Here is a 17,649-nt window from a genome sequence, read left to right on the forward strand (position 1 = left end):
ATGCGTCTGAACCAATGCCATAACTTCCACGACTTTCGCCTGCTGGCAAAACGTCGCCTGCCGGGACCGATCTTCAACTACATCGATGGTGGTGCAGATGACGAGGTGACGTACCGGGAGAATACCCATGCGTTCGACCGCTGCGATCTGTTGCCCTCGGTCTTGCGCGGGGTGTCGGATGTGGACATGTCGGTCACCGTCATGGGGCAAAAGCTGGAGATGCCGGTCTATTGCTCGCCAACCGCGCTGCAGCGACTGTTTCACCATCAGGGTGAACGCGCCGTCGCGGCGGCGGCGGAAAAATACGGTACCATGTTCGGGGTTTCGTCCCTTGGAACCGTGTCGATCGAGGATTTACGGGCCAAGCACAAGAACCCGCAGGTCTATCAGTTCTACTTTCACAAGGATCGCGGCCTGAACACTGCCATGATGCAGCGTGCCAAAGAGGCCGGGGTCGAGGTGATGATGCTGACTGTCGACAGCATCACCGGCGGCAACCGCGAGCGCGATTTGCGAACCGGATTTTCGATCCCCTTCCGGCTGACTCTTGGCGGGATGATCCAGTTTGCGATCAAACCGATGTGGGGCATCAACTATGTCACCCACGAAAGGTTCCGCCTGCCGCAGTTGGAAGACCATGTCGATATGGGTGGCGGCGCAAGTTCGATCGGCGGATATTTTACCGAAATGCTGGATCCTTCCATGAACTGGGATGACGTGGCGCAGATGGTTCGCGATTGGGACGGGCAGTTCTGTCTCAAAGGCATCATGACCGTAGAAGATGCTCGTCGCGCTGCCGAAATCGGATGCACCGGCATCGTGCTGTCCAACCATGGTGGTCGCCAACTTGATGGGTCGCGCACGCCGTTTGACCAGTTAGCCGAGATCGTCGAAGCGGTTGGTGACCGTGTGGACGTAATGATGGACAGCGGCATCCAACGCGGCACGCATGTCCTCAAGGCGCTGTCGCTGGGCGCAAAGGCGGTGGGAGTTGGACGGCACTATCTGTATCCGCTGGCCGCAGCCGGTCAGGCGGGCGTCGAACGTGCGCTTGGGCTGATGCGGGCCGAGATCGAGCGGGACATGAAGCTGATGGGCGTCACTCGGGTGGACCAATTGAAACCCGAGAACGTGCGCTTTCGCGATGCGGCATGACCAATGTCGCGCTCATATCCACCTTCCGCGCAATAGTCGGATCACGCCACGTACGAACGGGCGCACGTGCAACCGAACGCTTTCGCCGAGGGTTCCGATCTGGTGAGGGCGAGGCACTGTGCGTGGTTCAACCCGGCACTTTGCTTGAACAATGGAAAGTGCTGCAAGCCTGCGTCGCGGCGGACAAGATCGTCATCATGCAAGCGGCCAATACCGGCCTGACCGAAGGCTCGACCCCTTCGGGCACCTATGATCGCGACGTTGTGCTGATCAACACGCGCCGGATGGATACCCTGATTTCACTGAATGGCGGCGAACAGATCATCAGCTTTCCCGGGGCGACGCTGTTCGCGCTAGAAAAGCTGCTGGAACCCATCGAACGCGAGCCCCATTCGGTCATTGGTTCGTCCTGCATCGGCGCTTCGATCATTGGCGGGGTCTGCAACAATTCTGGTGGGTCTTTGGTGGAACGCGGCCCGGTTTACACCGAACTCTCGGTCTATGCCCGCATCGGCGAAGATGGCGGGCTCGAGTTGGTCAATCACCTGGGTATTGATCTGGGCGAAACGCCCGAAAAGATCCTGGCCAATCTCGACTCGGGGACTTTCGACCGGAACCCAGACCCCACCAACAAGCGGGCGTCGGCCAGCGACTATGCGCAGATCGTGCGCGATGTGGACGCAAAAACACCCGCACGGTTCAACGCTGACAAGACAAAGCTGTACGAGTCCGCGGGATCTGCGGGAAAAATGGCCGTCTTCGCAGTGCGACTGGACACATTCGCGAAAAACAAGGCCGAGCAGGTCTTTTACATCGGCACCAACAACCCGGATGACCTGACCGATCTGCGCCGACATATCCTATCCCAATTCTCGTCCTTGCCGGTTTCCGCCGAATATATGCAGCGTGAGGTTTTCGACATTTCCCGGATATATGGCAAAGACACTGTCTGGATGATCGACAAGCTGGGCACCGACCGTCTTCCGATGTTCTTTGCGCTGAAAGGTGCGGTGGACGCGCGGCTGCGTCGTATCCCCTTCTTACGCAACTTTACCGACCGTTTCATGCAGATGGCGGTGCGCGTTCTGCCGCAAATCCTACCCAAACGGATGATCGAATTCCGGAACGCCTATGAACACCACCTGATCCTGAAAATGAAGGATGCGGGCATAGAAGAAATCCGCGATTGGCTGCCCGGATTTCTGAACGGGCGCGACGCGGGATTTTTCGAGTGCACCCCGCGCGAGGCAAAAATTGCGGGGCTGCATCGTTTCGCTGCAGCCGGGGCCGCCGTGCGGTATATGGCGATCCACGCCAACGAGGTCGAGGATATCATCGCGCTGGACGTCGCCCTGCGCCGCAACGACCGAACCTGGCTTGAGACGCTACCGCCCGAGATTGATGACCAACTGGTCCACAAGCTCTATTACGGCCACTTCATGTGCCACGTCATGCATCAGGATTACGTCGTGCGAAAAGGCGCGGACCCAAAAGCGTTGAAAGCCGCGATGCTGCGGCTTTTTGACGAACGCGGCGCGGAATACCCGGCCGAGCACAATGTCGGGCATCTCTACAAGGCGAAACCCGATCTGGCGGCGCATTACCAGTGCTGCGATCCAACCAACAGTTTCAATCCGGGGATCGGGAAAATGTCCCGGCTGCGCAACTATGCTGCGCAGGACGCAAAGAGGTTGAGCAACAGCTAGTCAGGATCGTGCCAGATGGACACGCCATGAGGCGCGACCAATTCGTTACCGACCAGGAAACGCTTTGGTCCAGAGCACGGAATTGGCACGGGGCGATCCGCAAAATTGAACGCGAACCTCAAATCTCCTCGCCGGGTCAGGCGCAGGTCGTGCGGGCAGTCGAGATGGTCAAGCCCCGCCCAACCGAGCGTATCACGCAGGATCTTTCTCAGGGCCTCTCCGGTTGGTGACATCGCCAGGTAAGTCGCCTTTTCGGATCGGGTGATCGCAGGGCTACCCCTGTGATGCTCTTCTTCGAATGTGGCAAGCACCGCTTCGGTTGTCTCGATATCTTCGCGCCAGCCGATGACCCCGAACGCGGTGCCATCGCTGAACCGGATGGATTGCGGGGCATAATCCGGCAGCGATTCAACGCGCGTAACCTGCACGCCGGACATTCCTGCAAGGGCACCCGGAGCGAGGTTGGGCGGGCTGTGCATGTCTGCCGTTCGGCTACCCGCGCGGGCACCGATCAGCAGTTTCGCATCGGATGCCTCAAGCCTTTGTTCCAATTCACGCGTCACGATCATCGCCTGCGGCAGGACAATCAGCCGATAGCCGTCAAGATCAGACTCCGGGCCGATGAAATCTATATCGATCCCCAAGGACCTTAGCCCGGCATACCATTCGCGGATGATCCAGTCGTTTCGATAGTCCTTGTCGTTCGGCAATATCTGCCCCGCCCAGATCGAGGGGTAGTCGAGCAGCATCGCCACCTTGGCCCGCTGACGGGTTGCCGGAGGCAGGGCCTGTCTGTCGCGGGCGATCTCGGCCAATTCGATAGCAGCCTGATCCGGGCTGCCATCTGGTCGGAACAAGCCGGTGTGGTCCTGTTCCTGTGCTTTGTCCGACTGACGCCAGCGAAAGAACATGACCGCCTGCGCCCCATGGGCATATGCGGCCCAGGTCCACAACCGCACCATCCCGTCAGCGGGGGCCGGATTCTTGTCGGCCCAATCCACAGGCCCCGGTTGCTGTTCCAGCACCCACATGCGGCCCCGGCCCTGCGACCGGTAGAGATCGCAGTGAAAACCCTGATAGTCCGGCTCACCCGTACGCAAATAGCGTCGCTTTTCCGCCTCAGGCAGAAACGAGCCCAGAAGGTTTCCCAGCGGATAGCTGTCGAAACCCACCACATCCAGATCGCGCGCCACCGCGTGATGGTCAAACTCGAAACTGCCGGCCATAAAGTTATGGGTCACGTCCCGCCCCGGCGAGAGTTCGCGCAGAATTTCCACCTGAACCCGATTGAAAATCTGCACCCGGTCCGAAGAGTAGCGCGCGAAATCAAGGGCCTGCGTCGGGTTTGGCGCAGCGACCAGACCTGTTGGCAATTCGATCTGATCAAAGTCGGAATAGATCGCGCCCCAGAACGCGGTGCCCCAGATACGGTTCAGCGCTTCGATGTCGCCATAGCGGGCCTGCAACCATTTGCGATAGCCATCGCGCGCCGCATCGGAATAGCTGAGCACCGTATCATGGTCATTGTATTCGTTGTCGATCTGCCAGGCGTGGACATGCGGGTTCTGTCCGTATCTGCTTGCGTATTCCCGTGCGATCCTGCGTGCTTCGACCAGATAAACCTCGCTGGAAAAGCAATAATGCCGCCGCGAGCCAAAACCGCGCACCCGCCCATCTGGTCCAACGGGCAGTATCTCAGGATGCGCATCAACCAGCCATTTCGGCGGCGCGGCGGTCGGCGTGCACATCATCACCTTCAGGCCCGCCTGCCCAAGAATGCCAATCACATCGTCTAGCCAGCCCCATTCAAATCGGCCGGGTTCAGGTTCCACGATCCCCCAGGTAAATTCCGCGATGCGAACCCAGTCGAGACCCATCTCGACCATCCGGGCGGCATCGTCGCGCCAAAGTTCTGGGTCCCATTGTTCCGGGTAATAGCAAACCCCAAGTTCCAGCTTGCTCATCTGTTTTCCCTGGCGGTTCGTCTTTCGACCCATTTCAGGAAGCTGGCACAGCACAACGTAATGACCACATAAAGGATCGCGGCGGTGTTGAACGGGGCGAAGGGCAGAAAACTCGCCGCCTGAAACTCGCGCATCCGCTGGGTCATGTCGCGCACCGACAGGATCGACAGTAGCGACGTATCCTTGATCATCGCGATGAATTCGTTGCCCAAAGGCGGTGTCACAATGCGCAGGGCCTGTGGCAGAACGATCAACCGTGCCGTCTGCCAGCGCGACAGGCCAAGCGATCCTCCGGCCTCGATCTGCCCCTTTGGAATGGCCTCGATGCCGGATCGGAAAATCTCGGCCATGTAAGCGGAATAGCCGACCGAGATTGCAATGATACCGCGTGTCATGTTGGTCATATCGATGCCGCCACCCGTGGCGTCTTTGACCGCGCCAGCAAGCGGCAGACCGATATAGAGAATGATCACCAGCATGGGAATGCCGCGGATCGTATCGACAAAGAACTCGGCCCCGACGGCCAGCGGGTGCAGCTTGTGCTGCGCCCCGGCAACCGTCAGCGTCAGCAGAAGAAAGCCAAGGACCGAAAAGGTCAGTGCAGGTGTCCGGTACCGGTTCGGCAGGAAACTGTTCTGCCAGATAACCTTGTAGCCTTGCGTGTTCGCCTCAACCGGAATGTACGCGCCCGAGACGCTGTCGATGCTTTCGATCTGATCCAGCGCCGTGGCGACATCAGGGGCGCTGCGGATTCTGAACCTCTGCCCCTCGCCACCATCGAACTCACCATATCGGATGATGTCGGCCTGATCCTGCGGCGTTCCTTGCACAATGGCAATGCGTCCCTCGATACCCCCCACAAGTGCATAGTTTTCCTTGGGCTGCATGAAGAAATAGGCCGCAATCGCAATCGCGGTCAGGCTGATGGCCCCGTAAATCGTCGTTGTCATCTGCTTGGGGTTCAGGGACTGAAGGCCGACCCAGACCAATCCCAGAATAGCGGACAGAACATAGGCGAAAATGGCGGCCCGAAAGGTGATCGCAACTCCGGTTGCGAATTCCCAGTGGGCCACGAACATCAGATAGAACAGAACCGCACCTGTCAGGACCTCGAGCCCGATCAGCAAATAACCTTGGTTCCGCACTTCACGGCGTGAAAGCAACAGCACCAGAACCAGTGCAACGCTGTAGACAACGAGCGAAATTTGCAGGGCCACCTGCGCCCGTTCGATCACCCACGGGAACAAAACCCAGTTCTGCGCCGAACGGTCGATCAAATCCGAGGTGTTTTCACTCAATGCGTTGAAAAACACCGATTGCGCAAACGGCATCAGAAGTTGCGGCGCAACAAAGGCCAACATCGTCACCAAAGCCGCAACCGGCAGAGCCGCATAGGCGCTGGTCCGCAGCCAGCCTGGGGCCGTCGACTGGAAACGGGCGTAACGGGCGCTGAGATACCCAAGAGCCGCCACCAGCAGCAGGATCAGAAACCCCTGGAATATCAGTGTCGCGTTCTGGCCGATGCCAAGTATCGCCGTTAGCGAGCGGTAGTATTTCGGAGAGCTTGCGAAAAGGTAGATGATGAACGGTGCCGCAGCGAACAGAACCAGATTGCTGGGGCGAATGGACTTCAGATAGGACATCCGGGCCTCTGCTCTTGGAAAAGGGCCCGGCAAGTTGTCTTGCCGGGCCGGATGAGGGTCGGGTTTATTCGGTGCCCCAATATTTGTTGATCAACGCTTCCATCGTGCCGTCTTTTTTGATTGCGGCAAGACCTTCGTTGATGGCGTCCACGGTTCCGTCGCCCTCTTGGAAGACGATACCCAACGGGTCGGTTTGCAATCCCGTTATGCCAACGGTCAGTTCGCCCGCGAATTCCTGCTCGTATGCGGTGGCCGAAGTTCCATCAATGATAACTCCATCCACATCCGCGTTTTGCAGCGCAAGGATCGCCGCCGAGAAGTTGTCATAAAGCTGAGTATTCTCGCGCCCGACAAGGTCTTCGGCCAGTTGTGCGTTCGTCGTTCCGGTTTGCGCCGACAACTTTTTGCCGCCAGCCTTGAAATCATCAAGCGTGATATCGGAATCGTTCACGCGCAGCAGGATGGCCTGGCTGACCACAATATAGGGCTCTGAGAAATCCATGGTTTCCTCGCGCTCATCCGTGATTGAGACACCCGAGATCACCAGATCGAACTCTCCTTGTTGCAACGCGGCGAAAATCCCGTCCCAGGCGGTGTTCACAAAATTCGTAACACAGTTCACCTTTTCACAAATGGCGTTCATGACATCCACGTCGAAGCCAACAATATTGCCGGTTGCCTCGTCGACGGTTTCCATTGGTGGATAGGTTGCGTCGGTCCCGATCTTCAGAACGCGGCCCTCCAGATCGGCTGCAGAAAGAGCCGTTGCTGATATCGCAACCGCAGCCGCGGCGAACAAAGATTTTCTGAACATGTTGTTTTCTCCCTTATGTTGGATCAAGTGGCGCCCGCCAAGGTTGGCGGAATGGTGTCAGGTTGCCGCTCGATAAAGGTGGCCCTGATCTTTTTTTGAGTCTCGGCCAAATCGGCCCCTTCCAGACGCTTGAGGATAAATTCGCCCAACAGCTTGCTGGTTTCTTCGATAGGAACGTAATAGGCGCTGGGTGGAGGCACAAAATACCGGCTGAGTTGCAGATCATCGGTCGAAATGACGACGAAGTCCTGCCCCACGCACGCACCGGCTTGTGCGGCAGCCGACAGAACGCCCAAAGTCATCGCCTCGTTGGCGCAAATGCAGGCGCTGGGTCTGTTCGGCAGCGACCACATTTTCGCAAACGCATCGGACCCGGTCTTTGCAGTTGTTGGCCCGCTGAAAACCAAGGCCGGGTCAGCTGGCAACCCGGCTTGTTGCAATGCTTGAGTCAGCCCCTGCACACGTTGCCTGGCGTAAATCAGCTCTTGCGGGGGGTTCACCAACGCGATGCGCTGGTGCCCAAGATCGATCAGTCGTTTTGTGGCATCAAAAGCCGCCGTCTGACTGTCGAAATCAACATAAGCGTGAGGGCGCTTGCTGTCGCTCATACCATAGGTGACAAAGGGGATATTGTTGTCCTGCAAGAAAGCAATGCGCGGATCGGACAAGCAGGTGCCGGACAGGATGACCCCATCCGCCGCGTTGTCCATTATCATTTGTTGCAGTGCACGCAGGGCATCCGCCATGTCCCGGACGGTCACAACATTCAGCCGATAAGGCGAGCCGTCCAAAGCGGCAGAGATACCGGCAAGAATGCGGGTAAATTCAACGCCTTCCCACTCTTCCGGCTGGTTCGCCGACATATTAACCAACACCGCGATCTGAAACGATTTTCGCGTCTTCAGTTTCAAACCATCCAAATTCACCCGGTACCCAAGCTCGTCCGCGGCGGCCTGAACCTTTTGCCGGGTTTTGGCTTTGACCGACTCTGAACCCCGCAACGCGTTGGACACGGTGCCGACAGATAGGCCGGTACGCTTTGCGATGGATTTGATCGTCGGCCGCGCCATCATGATGCTCCGACGAGGGTGTGGTTGCGCAGGAATCGAAATCCGGTTTCCAACGTCGCGCGCGCGTCTGGCGGATCGTCATGTTCCACAAACAGATCCGAACACGGGCTGGCTTGCAAAACCTCCAGAACAGAGGCCCAATCGACGACCCCCTGCCCCAGATCCCGCCAACGGTCATCACCCTGACCTGCCACCGGGTCGACGTCCTTGACATGAGCCGAAACGATCTTGCCTTGCCAGCGTTGCAAGGTTTCGACCGGGTTTGGAACAGACGCAACCAGCCAGCCAATATCGGGTTGCCAATGGACTTCGCGCTCTAGGATCAGATCCAACGGAATGCGCCCCTGAACCTCAACCAGATCAAAATCATGGTTGTGATAGGCCAGACGTTTGCCATTCTGATCCAGAATCTGCGCCCATTCGTGCAGACGTTCGGCAACACCAATCCAGCCTGCAAGGTCATTTGGCCGGTCTCTTGGCTCGAGCCAGGGCATGACGGCCAGGGGGCACTCCATGGCATTCAACGCTGACAGAATGTCATCAAAGCGCGTCTCGAATTCGTCCCAGTCGAAATGGGCAGATCTGACGCGAACACCTGCTTGCTTTAGGTCGGCGGCCAGCTCTGCCGGGCTAAGCCCATGGAAGCCGACGGTTTCGACATCGCTGTACCCGCAGGCCGTCACCATCTGCAGAATTTCTGGCAGATGGCTCATATGTCTAGCCGTGTAGAGCTGCGCTGCGACTCGCATCAGACACCATTTTGAAACGTTTCAGTTACGGTGACTCAGGGGTGTGGTCCTTGTCAAGCAGGGCGCGGTCAGGCTGAATTTTGTACGAACTGCGAGGTTTTTACTTTCAAGCGCGTGAAATGCTCGGGTTCGGCGTTCCCGCCCATTCGAAAACCCAGCCATCACCCTGACGAACGTTCTGGACCATGTGCGGGCGCAATGCGACCAGGCATTGCCCCACGGGGTGGCGCACAGACGGGTACAGCAATCCGTTTCCACCCACCGCGAACACATCGCGCGCTAACGCCTGCCCGACTGGGTACGCCACGGTGGGGTCTTGATCCAGAACATCTGCATCCGCTCTGTCGCAAAGATCGTGAAGACGTGTTGTGAAGCCGGCCAATAACTCGCGATAGGCGGTGATGTTCTCGTAGATGCCGGTTGCCTCCAGTTCGCGCGTAAGATGCCAGGCGACTTCTGCCTGCGCCGCGTCCACGGCATTTGCGCCGTGGCAGGCATACCAGGCCCCGCGTTCTGCCCCGTTGAAGCGGTTTCCAGTTGTCCTCGTGTAGCAAAACGCGGCGTTGACGTAGGTCCAGCCATACCCTGCCGCCTCGGTCATCAGTTCTGCGGGGTTCAACCCACCTGGGATCGGAAAGCTGGCCGAACGCCGTGCGGATGTAAGCCCCTCGATCTCTTCAAGAATCGCCAGGTCATCCTCATCATCGGCCAGCGGAGCCATCGCCGGTTCCTCGATGTAAGCCGCCGAGATCAGACGAACTGTCTTGGGGTCTGTAAAGTCTACCTCATCAAGGTCCGATGCGCGGATCACACGCCGCCCCTCAGGGCGTCAATGTGCTGTCGAACTTTCATCATGGCCGGAATCCCGCCATCGCACATGACTTGAACCGGAGTTTTACCGTAGAACCCGGGACCTACATTCGCGGCTTTGGGCCAGCCATAGGTCAGCGGACCATTGAAGAGCAGCCGAAGCCCTTTGAAAAGGCCGATCAGCAGACTCGCACGGGTGACTTTGTCCTGATCCAGAACGCCCTTGTATGTGCCTGCTTTCATCCGACTCCAGGTCGCGCTTGGCACGTCAAACAGAGCGGCCGCTTCGGCGTTTGACAACTGCCAGGCATCAGTGGCCCGAACAACGGCTTTGACAATCGCGGCGATTTTCTCTGCCTCGGCCACAGAATGCACGACACCGCGTTCAGATGTGAGTTGGGCTGGCTCGAACATAAGACTCTCCATATGATGAGATTTATATGATCATATGATGCAGCTTTGTCAAGTTGGATAGATGTTCAATGAATATGAGCCGCGTGCCAGACATTCTTGACAGTCATGTAATTGTCCAGCCCTTCGGTGCCGCCCTCGCGCCCGTAACCGCTTGATTTTACGCCACCAAAGGGAGTTTCGGGCATGGATGCCTCCAATGTGTTGATGGACAGGTTGCCGACTTCTACTTCGTCAACCAAACGGTCGACATAATCCGCTCGATTGGTGAAGGCATAGCCCGCAAGGCCATAGGGCACCGAATTTGCACAGGTGATGGCGTGATCCAGCGATTGCACAGGGTTGATAACGGCAACCGGACCAAATGGTTCTTCCTGCATGATCCGCGCAGTCTCGGGCACGTTCAAAAGCACGGTTGGTTGAAAAAAGTACCCCCTGTCCCCTGACCGTGCGCCTCCGGTCGCCAGTGTTGCGCCTTTGGCGACGGCATCGTCGACCAGCGCCGTCAACGCGGGTATGCGACGGGCATTGGCGGTCGGCCCCATTTCGACACCTGAATCCATACCATTGCCCACAACCGTCGCCCGCGCCCGATCAACAAACTGGGCCGCATAGTCCGTGAACACAGTTTCGTGGACAAAGAACCGCGTTGGTGACGTGCAGACCTGCCCTGCGTTGCGCATTTTGCGCACCGCGCCGGAAACTGCCGCTGCACGCAAGTCGGTGTCTTCGCAAACGATGACCGGAGCATGGCCGCCGAGTTCCATCAACACCCGCGTATCGTGCTGCGCCGCAAGCGTGGTCAGCTGCCGCCCGACCGTGGTTGACCCGGTAAAAGCCACTAGCCGCACCTCAGGCTGAGGGATCAGATGCCCCGAAATTTCGGCTGGAACGCCAAATACAAGGTTCAGAACGCCTGCGGGCAGGCCCGCATCTTCAAAGGCGCGTGCGATGTGGAACGCGCCAGCCGGGGTTTCCTCAGCCGCCTTGAGGATCACCGAGCAGCCCGAGGCCAACGCTCCGGCGATTTTGCGGGCCGGCTGGCTCATCGGAAAATTCCAGGGCGAAAAGGCCGCGACGATGCCGACCGGCTGGTGATGGACTGTGAACTTGTGCCCCTGCGCCGCCGGAATGACGCGGCCATAGGTCCGCATCGCTTCGCCTGCGTCCCATTCAAAGAACTCGGCCCCGCGTATGACCTCTAGCCGGGCTTGGGCAAGCGGCTTGCCGTGTTCCAGAGTGATCGCCTGCGCGATCTCGTCCTGTCTTTTGCGCATCAACGCTGCCGCGCGCAGGATGATATCAGCGCGCTCGCGCGGTGCGGTGCGCCTCCAGATACGGAACCCCTGATCTGCCGCCTCGAGCGCGTCATCCAGATCGCGGGCCGTGGCTTTGGGCAACCGACCGATTTCTTCCTCGGTGGCCGGGTTGACCACGGGCATGTCTGCACCGGTCTTACGCCATTGACCCCCGATAAAGAGTTTAAGCTCTGGGTACATGACTTGGACGCCTCCGAATTAATGCCATTTCAGATCAGGCATCCGCCGCCATCACTTCAAGTGAATTGACGGAATACTGATATCAGTTTGGCGAATACCTATCCTGCGCCGCCCGATGCAACGCGCCCTTGAACGCACGACCAGCGGGCGAAAGATCATCATCGGCGCGCAGCGATATCCCAACTGGCCCCGTGCCAAAAGGCACCGCCCAATCCAATTTCGACAGATGCCCGTTCCGGATGTCCTGCGAGACGACCTCGGCGGGCATGAGGCCGATCAGGTCGCGCGTTTGCAGCAAGGCGCGATTGGCCAGGTAGGATACGCTTTCAATCGTCACCGGCGGAACATATTGCTGTTGCCCGACAAAGAAGTGGTCTGCCTGCCTGCGCAGGGTGGTTTCCAATGGCGGCAGAATCCAGCCGAAAGGTTTGGTCTGAGCAAAAGAAAGATCCTGTAATCCCGCCAGCGGATGCTGCGCACCGACGACGGCGACGATCCGGTCCTCGAACAGTTTTTCCTGCTTAATTTTGTCACGATGACGGTGCGCAGGAAGCCGCCCGACAACCATGTCAATCTCGCCAGAAAGAAGCCCCGGCATCAAAACTTCGTTGGTACCTTCGGTGATTTTGACCGCCACATTCGGTCGGTCGGCCAGCAGAATCTCGATTGCCGTGGGCAACAGGCTGGTTGAGGCAGCCAGCAGCGTACCGACAACAACCCGGCCCGCGTTGCCCTCATTCAGATCGTCCAGCTCTTGCGCCGCGTTCGAGACCTGCGTGAAAATCAATTTGCCGTGGCGGATCAGTGTCTCTCCGAACACGGTGGGCACGACGCCGCGATTGGTGCGATTGAACAGCTTGACCTCGAAATCCAGTTCAAGGTCCTGGATCATCTTGGTGGCCGCAGGTTGCGAAATGCCAAGCGCGCGGGCGGCGTTCTGGATGTTACCATGCGCCCCGACCGCCACCAAAAGCCGCAACTGCCGCAGTTTTAGCCGGGTCAGCGCCCGATCGACGATGCGAGAATGCCGACCGGTCACAGCGACACCCGTGCTGCGATCTGGTCCAGTTTGGCAAGAATGCTCATGGCTGCCAGTGCAGACGAGCGTGGATTGTCCGGCAAAGCGTTGCCGCAGATCTGAAAGTGAAACTCACCGAACTCACCTGATGCGACAACCTCGTGAACATTTTGAGCGATGGTCGTATCCGCAATCAGCCGAACGCGCGTATCGTCAAAGCCCAGCCCCGCCAAAGCGACCGCTGCCGACACATTGGCGTTCTTGGGATAGTCAAGCGCCGCCGCCCGCGCAGTACCTTCGAAGTGCGTTTCGGCACCGCCGCTCATATTGTCCAGATCCAGTTTCTGTTCCGCAGGCGACCCCTTCCAGCCCTGCGGCGGTTTGCGCCCGGTATAGGTGACCGAGGTCAATCGTCCCGCCCGCGCGGCTGCCAGGCAGTCCAAAGCGCCGATTGCCCCGCTGGCAAGATGCAGCTTTGACCCGCCCGCCTTGGCAGCATCTTCCAGTGCTTGGGACGTATGCGGATTCGCCAGGGCCCCGATGGAAACCGTGACGATGTCGGTGCCACGCGCCAGAATGGCGGGGCCGTGATCAGCGAGGGCCTGATGCCCCGCACAATCGATAACCAGTTCGATGCCCTCGGGCAGGTCTTCGGCCGAGTTGGCCGCCAACGCACTGGGGGCGGCCCCGCCCGATCTGACCAATACGGCCTCCAGCGCGTATCCGCGCGCAGCAAGGCCCGACGCAACATAGCGCGCGATGGCGCCTTTCCCGATCATTGCAAGTTTCATAAGCTCAAAGCTATGCCAGATCTGCGAGAAACTGAATTGGAAAGCACCTGCTATCGGATTTTCTGATATCCAATTACAGGCTTTCACCTTGGCCATGTTACCCGATCTAAGCTTTTCTGGCTGCATCTCAAATGAAAGGCCCCTGTCGGATGGAATATGCAAAGCATGACGCCAAGGCCTATGCCCGCGAGAACATGACGGGCATCTGGGCTGCGGCGTTGAACCCGTTCGATGACGATCTGTCACTGAACGAAGCCGGGCTGCGCGCCAACATACGACACTGGATTGACGATCTGGGCATTCAGGGCCTGTTCATCGCCGGCAAACAGGGCGAGTTCTGGGCGATGTCGCTTGAGGAACGCAAGCGCAACATGACCATCGCCGTCGAGGAATGCGCTGGCAAGGCCGGGACAATCATGTCGATCTCGGATCAGAATATGGACACCGCACTTGAACTGGGGCGTCATGCGCAGAACTGTGGCGCGGACTATGTGGTGGTGCATGCCCCAATGCTCAGCTTCTGTCAGGACCGGGGCGAACTGCTCTATCAGTATTACAAACGCTTTTGCGATGAGCTTGATATCGGCATCGCCATGTGGAGCCACCCGGACAGCGGTTACCTGATGCAACCCGAGGAATGCGCACGTATCGCAGATCTGCCAAATATCGTAGCGATCAAATATTCGGTCCCTCGCGAAATGTATGTGAGGCTTACGCACATGGTTGGCGACAGGATCCATGTCTCGACCTCAGCCGAGCATGAATGGCTGGACAATATCCTGGAGTTGGACTGGAAACTCTACCTCTGCTCGTCGCCACCCTACCAATTGCAGACGGCCAAGGATCAACGGATGAACGAATACACCCGTCTGGCTTTTGCCGGAAAGGCGGATGAGGCGCGTCGGGTGTTCGATAGCCTGAACCCCGTGCGTGACGCCATGAAACGGACAAAACCCGCAGGCAAACCGACCGCTTTCGGAAAGTACTGGCAAGAACTGCTGGGCCAGACCGGCGGCCGTGTTCGCGCGCCAATGCTGGAACTGACCCAGCCGGAAAAAGAGATCATTCGCAAGGCTTTTGATGAATGCGGCCTGAAACTCTGAGCCTTGTGATATAACTTATTCCGATATCTACATGCGGACAAATTCTTTGCCGTAATGGGCAATGTCGCCAACAATTTTCTCAGAGGGGAGATGCGCATGTCGAAGCTAAGAGCGTTCAACTTCAAAGCCTGGATTGACGAGCATCGTCATCTGCTGAAGCCTCCGGTGGGAAACAAGATGGTGTTCGAGGACTCGGATCTGATGGTCACCGTTGTCGGCGGGCCGAACAAGCGGACTGACTATCACGACGATCCGGTGGAAGAGTTCTTTTACCAGTTGGAAGGCGACATGCTGCTCAAGCTGTTTGACGGGCAGCAGTTCTACGACGTCCCCATTCGCGAGGGCGAAATCTTTCTGCTGCCGCCGCATGTCCGTCACTCGCCGCAGCGCCCGCAAGAGGGTTCTGTCGGCCTCGTGATCGAACCCAAACGACAGGAAGGTCAGCTGGACGCCATCGAATGGTATTGTTTCGAATGCGGAACGCGGGTGCACCGGGCCGAAATGCAGCTCAAGTCCATCGTTGACGACCTGCCCCCGGTGTACGAGAAATTCTATGCCTCGGAAAAAGCCCGCACCTGTCCGAACTGCAACGCTGTTCATCCCGGAAAAGAACCACCCGAGGGTTGGGTTCAACTGTAGGCAAACAAAATAACAACAGGGAAAGCCATGAAACATTTCAAGAAAATGATCGCGACCGCCGCCGTTCTGACCGTGACGGCTGTTGCCGCTCAGGCCGAAGAATTTCGGCTGGGCCTAATCACGCCACCGCCACATATCTGGACCAAAGCTGCCGAAGCCTTTGGGTCTGAACTCTCCGAAGCAAGTGACGGCGCGCACAGCGTGTCGGTTTTTCCTGCACGGCAGTTGGGCAACGAAGCCGAGATGTTGCAGCAATTGCAGACCGGTGCTTTGGACATGGCCTTCATGACCGTCGCCGAAGTCTCGAACCGTGCACCTGATTTTGGCGCCTTCTATGCACCATTCCTCGCCAATGACATTGGCCACGCAGCGCGCATTATCCAATCCGATTATGCGCGTGAAATGCTGGATCAGCTGCCGGGCAAAGTGGGCGTTGTCGGCCTTGGCTACGGCATGGCGGGCCTGCGGCAGATCGTTGCGCGCGGGGATGTCTCCTCGGCTGACGATCTGGCGGGGAAAAAGCTGCGCATCACCCCGTTTGAACCGATCCTCGACTTCTACTCCGCTCTGGGCGCTGCCCCGACACCCATGCCGCTGCCTGCCGTGTACGAAGCGCTTGCCAATGGGCAGGTCGACGCGATTGACATGGACGGAGAGTTGATCTGGGTGCTGAAGTACTATGAGCACGCCGACACCATCATCGAATCCAATCACATGATGTTCCCGATGGTGGGGCTGGTATCCGCCAAGGTTTGGGCTGGGCTTTCCGAAGAGGATCGTGCCATGATTTCGGATTTGATGAACAAGCACCTGGGCACGGTAGTCGCATCGTATGTCGAGAAAGAACCAGCATGGATTGATCAGATCAAGGGTACTGGCAAGACGTACATCAAGGTCGATCCCAGCTTCTTTGGGGATGTGGCCGACACCTGGAATGCAAAATGGTCTGACAAATCTGCCGCGCTCGAAGGCCTTCGTGAGGTTGCAGCCCAGACTGCCCAGTGATCGGACCTAAACCATTGCGGGCAGACCGGAAATGGACTGCCCGTTCTTGCTTTTGCAATGATTCCGAAGGTAACTTTTGCCATGACGGACCGCCCAAGCTCTGACCTCGACCTGTTTTCGGATGAAGCCATCCAAACGCCTTATGCCGTCTGGAAAGAGCTCCGGGATATCGCGCCTGCGGTCTGGATGACCCGTTACGATATGTGGGCCGTAGCGCGGTATGAGGACGTCAAGGCGGTGCTAGGGAATTGGGAAGTCTATACGACCGCACATGGCGTCGCGATGGATGATCAGGTAAACGTCGCCACCTCGGGCCCGGGCCGGGCAAACTCTTTGACAAGCGACCCGCCGCTGCATGACGAAATTCGCAATGTAACGGGCGTTCCCTTGCGGCCACGCGGCCTGCGCGAAATCCAAGACCAAGTTGCCGATGCCGCCCGTGCGCTTGTGGATGACATCTGTGCCCGCAAGGATGTCGATGGCATGGAAGATGTCGCGCAGGTTCTGCCAATGAACCTTGTGAGGGAATTTGTAGGACTGCCTGCAACCGGCAAAGAAAACATGTTGAAATGGGCCGCCGCGACGTTCGACGCAATGGGCCCGATGAACGAACTGGGCAAAGCGGCGATTCCGAACATTCAAGAATTGCACCAGTACTGCATCAATGAAGCCGTGCCACCGAAACTGAAGCCGGATGGCTGGGCCGACAGGCTTTATCAGGCGGCAGACGAAGGCAAGGTCGAGCGCAGCCAGTGCCCCGGCATGATGCGCGAATACATAGGTCCGGCGCTTGATACGACGATATTTGGCATCGGCCACCTGCTTCGCTACCTGTCGTTGGATCGAAACCAGTGGGACATGCTCAAGGCCGACCGCGCGCTGGTGCCAAATGCGATAAACGAAGCTTTGCGCATGGATGCGCCGATCCGATCTTTCACCCGGCTGGTACGCGAAGAGACGATGCTGGGCGATGTGCGACTGAACGCAAATGAACGCTTGATTGTGCTCTATGGGTCCGCCAACCGGGATGAGCGGCATTACGATGAGCCGGACCGCTTTGACGTTACCCGGAACAACCGCGACCAACTGGCCTTTGGTTATGGCTTGCATACTTGCGGTGGTATGCATCTTGCACGGTTGGAAATGACCGCGTTGCTCGAAGCGATGCTGGACAAGATTGACTACTTTGAAACCGACACGCCTACCGTTACCATGAACAACACCCTCCGGGGTTTTGATACTTTGCCCATGAGGGTGTTCGCCGCGTGATCA

General features: G+C 58.1%; 16 protein-coding genes. 6 read left to right on the top strand and 10 right to left on the bottom strand.

Going from position 1 to position 17,649, the window contains the following annotated elements:
- Together ACR0LX_RS19315 and dld are read left to right on the top strand one after the other, a co-directional pair.
- Window positions 1-1,155, top strand: coding sequence for an alpha-hydroxy acid oxidase (locus ACR0LX_RS19315; protein ID WP_480785119.1), 1,155 nt, complete (start codon window positions 1-3; stop codon window positions 1,153-1,155).
- Entirely contained in the window at window positions 1,152-2,861 is a 1,710-nt protein-coding gene (gene dld / locus ACR0LX_RS19320) for a D-lactate dehydrogenase (RefSeq protein ID WP_480785120.1), read from the top strand. Before ACR0LX_RS19315 ends, dld begins: the two co-directional genes overlap by 4 nt.
- On the opposite strand, the gene ACR0LX_RS19325 is transcribed toward dld, so the two are convergent.
- From ACR0LX_RS19325 to ACR0LX_RS19370, 10 genes are all read right to left on the bottom strand, one after another.
- Complete coding sequence (locus ACR0LX_RS19325; protein WP_480785121.1) at window positions 2,858-4,825, bottom strand: beta-galactosidase; 1,968 nt, start codon at window positions 4,823-4,825, stop codon at window positions 2,858-2,860. The genes dld and ACR0LX_RS19325 overlap by 4 nt on opposite strands.
- Window positions 4,822-6,468, bottom strand: coding sequence for an amino acid ABC transporter permease (locus ACR0LX_RS19330; RefSeq protein WP_480785122.1), 1,647 nt, complete (start codon window positions 6,466-6,468; stop codon window positions 4,822-4,824). The genes ACR0LX_RS19325 and ACR0LX_RS19330 overlap by 4 nt, the downstream gene beginning before the upstream one ends.
- A 64-nt stretch (window positions 6,469-6,532) precedes the next feature.
- Window positions 6,533-7,282 carry a basic amino acid ABC transporter substrate-binding protein gene (locus ACR0LX_RS19335; RefSeq protein ID WP_480573439.1) on the bottom strand — a complete coding sequence of 250 codons (750 nt, stop codon included), beginning with the start codon at window positions 7,280-7,282 and terminating at the stop codon, window positions 6,533-6,535.
- A 23-nt stretch (window positions 7,283-7,305) separates the two neighbouring features.
- Complete coding sequence (locus ACR0LX_RS19340; RefSeq protein WP_480785123.1) at window positions 7,306-8,352, bottom strand: LacI family DNA-binding transcriptional regulator; 1,047 nt, start codon at window positions 8,350-8,352, stop codon at window positions 7,306-7,308.
- On the bottom strand, window positions 8,352-9,065 hold the full coding sequence (locus tag ACR0LX_RS19345; protein WP_480785124.1) for a sugar phosphate isomerase/epimerase family protein: 714 nt from the start codon (window positions 9,063-9,065) through the stop codon (window positions 8,352-8,354). The genes ACR0LX_RS19340 and ACR0LX_RS19345 overlap by 1 nt, the downstream gene beginning before the upstream one ends.
- Before the next feature lie 142 nt (window positions 9,066-9,207).
- Window positions 9,208-9,912, bottom strand: coding sequence for an RES family NAD+ phosphorylase (locus tag ACR0LX_RS19350; protein WP_480785125.1), 705 nt, complete (start codon window positions 9,910-9,912; stop codon window positions 9,208-9,210).
- Window positions 9,909-10,325, bottom strand: a complete 417-nt coding sequence (locus ACR0LX_RS19355; protein ID WP_480785126.1) for an antitoxin Xre-like helix-turn-helix domain-containing protein — start codon at window positions 10,323-10,325, stop codon at window positions 9,909-9,911. The genes ACR0LX_RS19350 and ACR0LX_RS19355 overlap by 4 nt, the downstream gene beginning before the upstream one ends.
- Window positions 10,326-10,390: 65 nt before the next feature.
- Window positions 10,391-11,821 carry an NAD-dependent succinate-semialdehyde dehydrogenase gene (locus ACR0LX_RS19360; RefSeq protein WP_480785127.1) on the bottom strand — a complete coding sequence of 477 codons (1,431 nt, stop codon included), beginning with the start codon at window positions 11,819-11,821 and terminating at the stop codon, window positions 10,391-10,393.
- A gap of 82 nt (window positions 11,822-11,903) precedes the next feature.
- A complete protein-coding gene (locus ACR0LX_RS19365) occupies window positions 11,904-12,860 on the bottom strand; it encodes a LysR substrate-binding domain-containing protein (protein ID WP_480785128.1) in 957 nt (318 codons plus the stop codon).
- Window positions 12,857-13,630, bottom strand: coding sequence for an aspartate dehydrogenase (locus tag ACR0LX_RS19370; RefSeq protein ID WP_480785129.1), 774 nt, complete (start codon window positions 13,628-13,630; stop codon window positions 12,857-12,859). The genes ACR0LX_RS19365 and ACR0LX_RS19370 overlap by 4 nt, the downstream gene beginning before the upstream one ends.
- A 149-nt stretch (window positions 13,631-13,779) precedes the next feature.
- Between ACR0LX_RS19370 and ACR0LX_RS19375 the strand changes: the two genes are divergently transcribed.
- From ACR0LX_RS19375 to ACR0LX_RS19390, 4 genes are all read left to right on the top strand, one after another.
- Window positions 13,780-14,733, top strand: coding sequence for a dihydrodipicolinate synthase family protein (locus tag ACR0LX_RS19375; protein WP_480785130.1), 954 nt, complete (start codon window positions 13,780-13,782; stop codon window positions 14,731-14,733).
- A 96-nt stretch (window positions 14,734-14,829) separates the two neighbouring features.
- Window positions 14,830-15,372, top strand: a complete 543-nt coding sequence (locus ACR0LX_RS19380; protein WP_480785131.1) for a 3-hydroxyanthranilate 3,4-dioxygenase — start codon at window positions 14,830-14,832, stop codon at window positions 15,370-15,372.
- Between the two features lie 27 nt (window positions 15,373-15,399).
- On the top strand, window positions 15,400-16,377 hold the full coding sequence (locus ACR0LX_RS19385) for a TRAP transporter substrate-binding protein (protein ID WP_480785132.1): 978 nt from the start codon (window positions 15,400-15,402) through the stop codon (window positions 16,375-16,377).
- Between the two features lie 81 nt (window positions 16,378-16,458).
- Window positions 16,459-17,646: a cytochrome P450 gene (locus tag ACR0LX_RS19390; RefSeq protein ID WP_480785133.1), complete on the top strand. Its 1,188-nt coding sequence runs from the start codon at window positions 16,459-16,461 to the stop codon at window positions 17,644-17,646.
- Window positions 17,647-17,649 lie beyond the last annotated feature (3 nt).

Source organism: Ruegeria sp. CH11, from assembly GCF_056537105.1.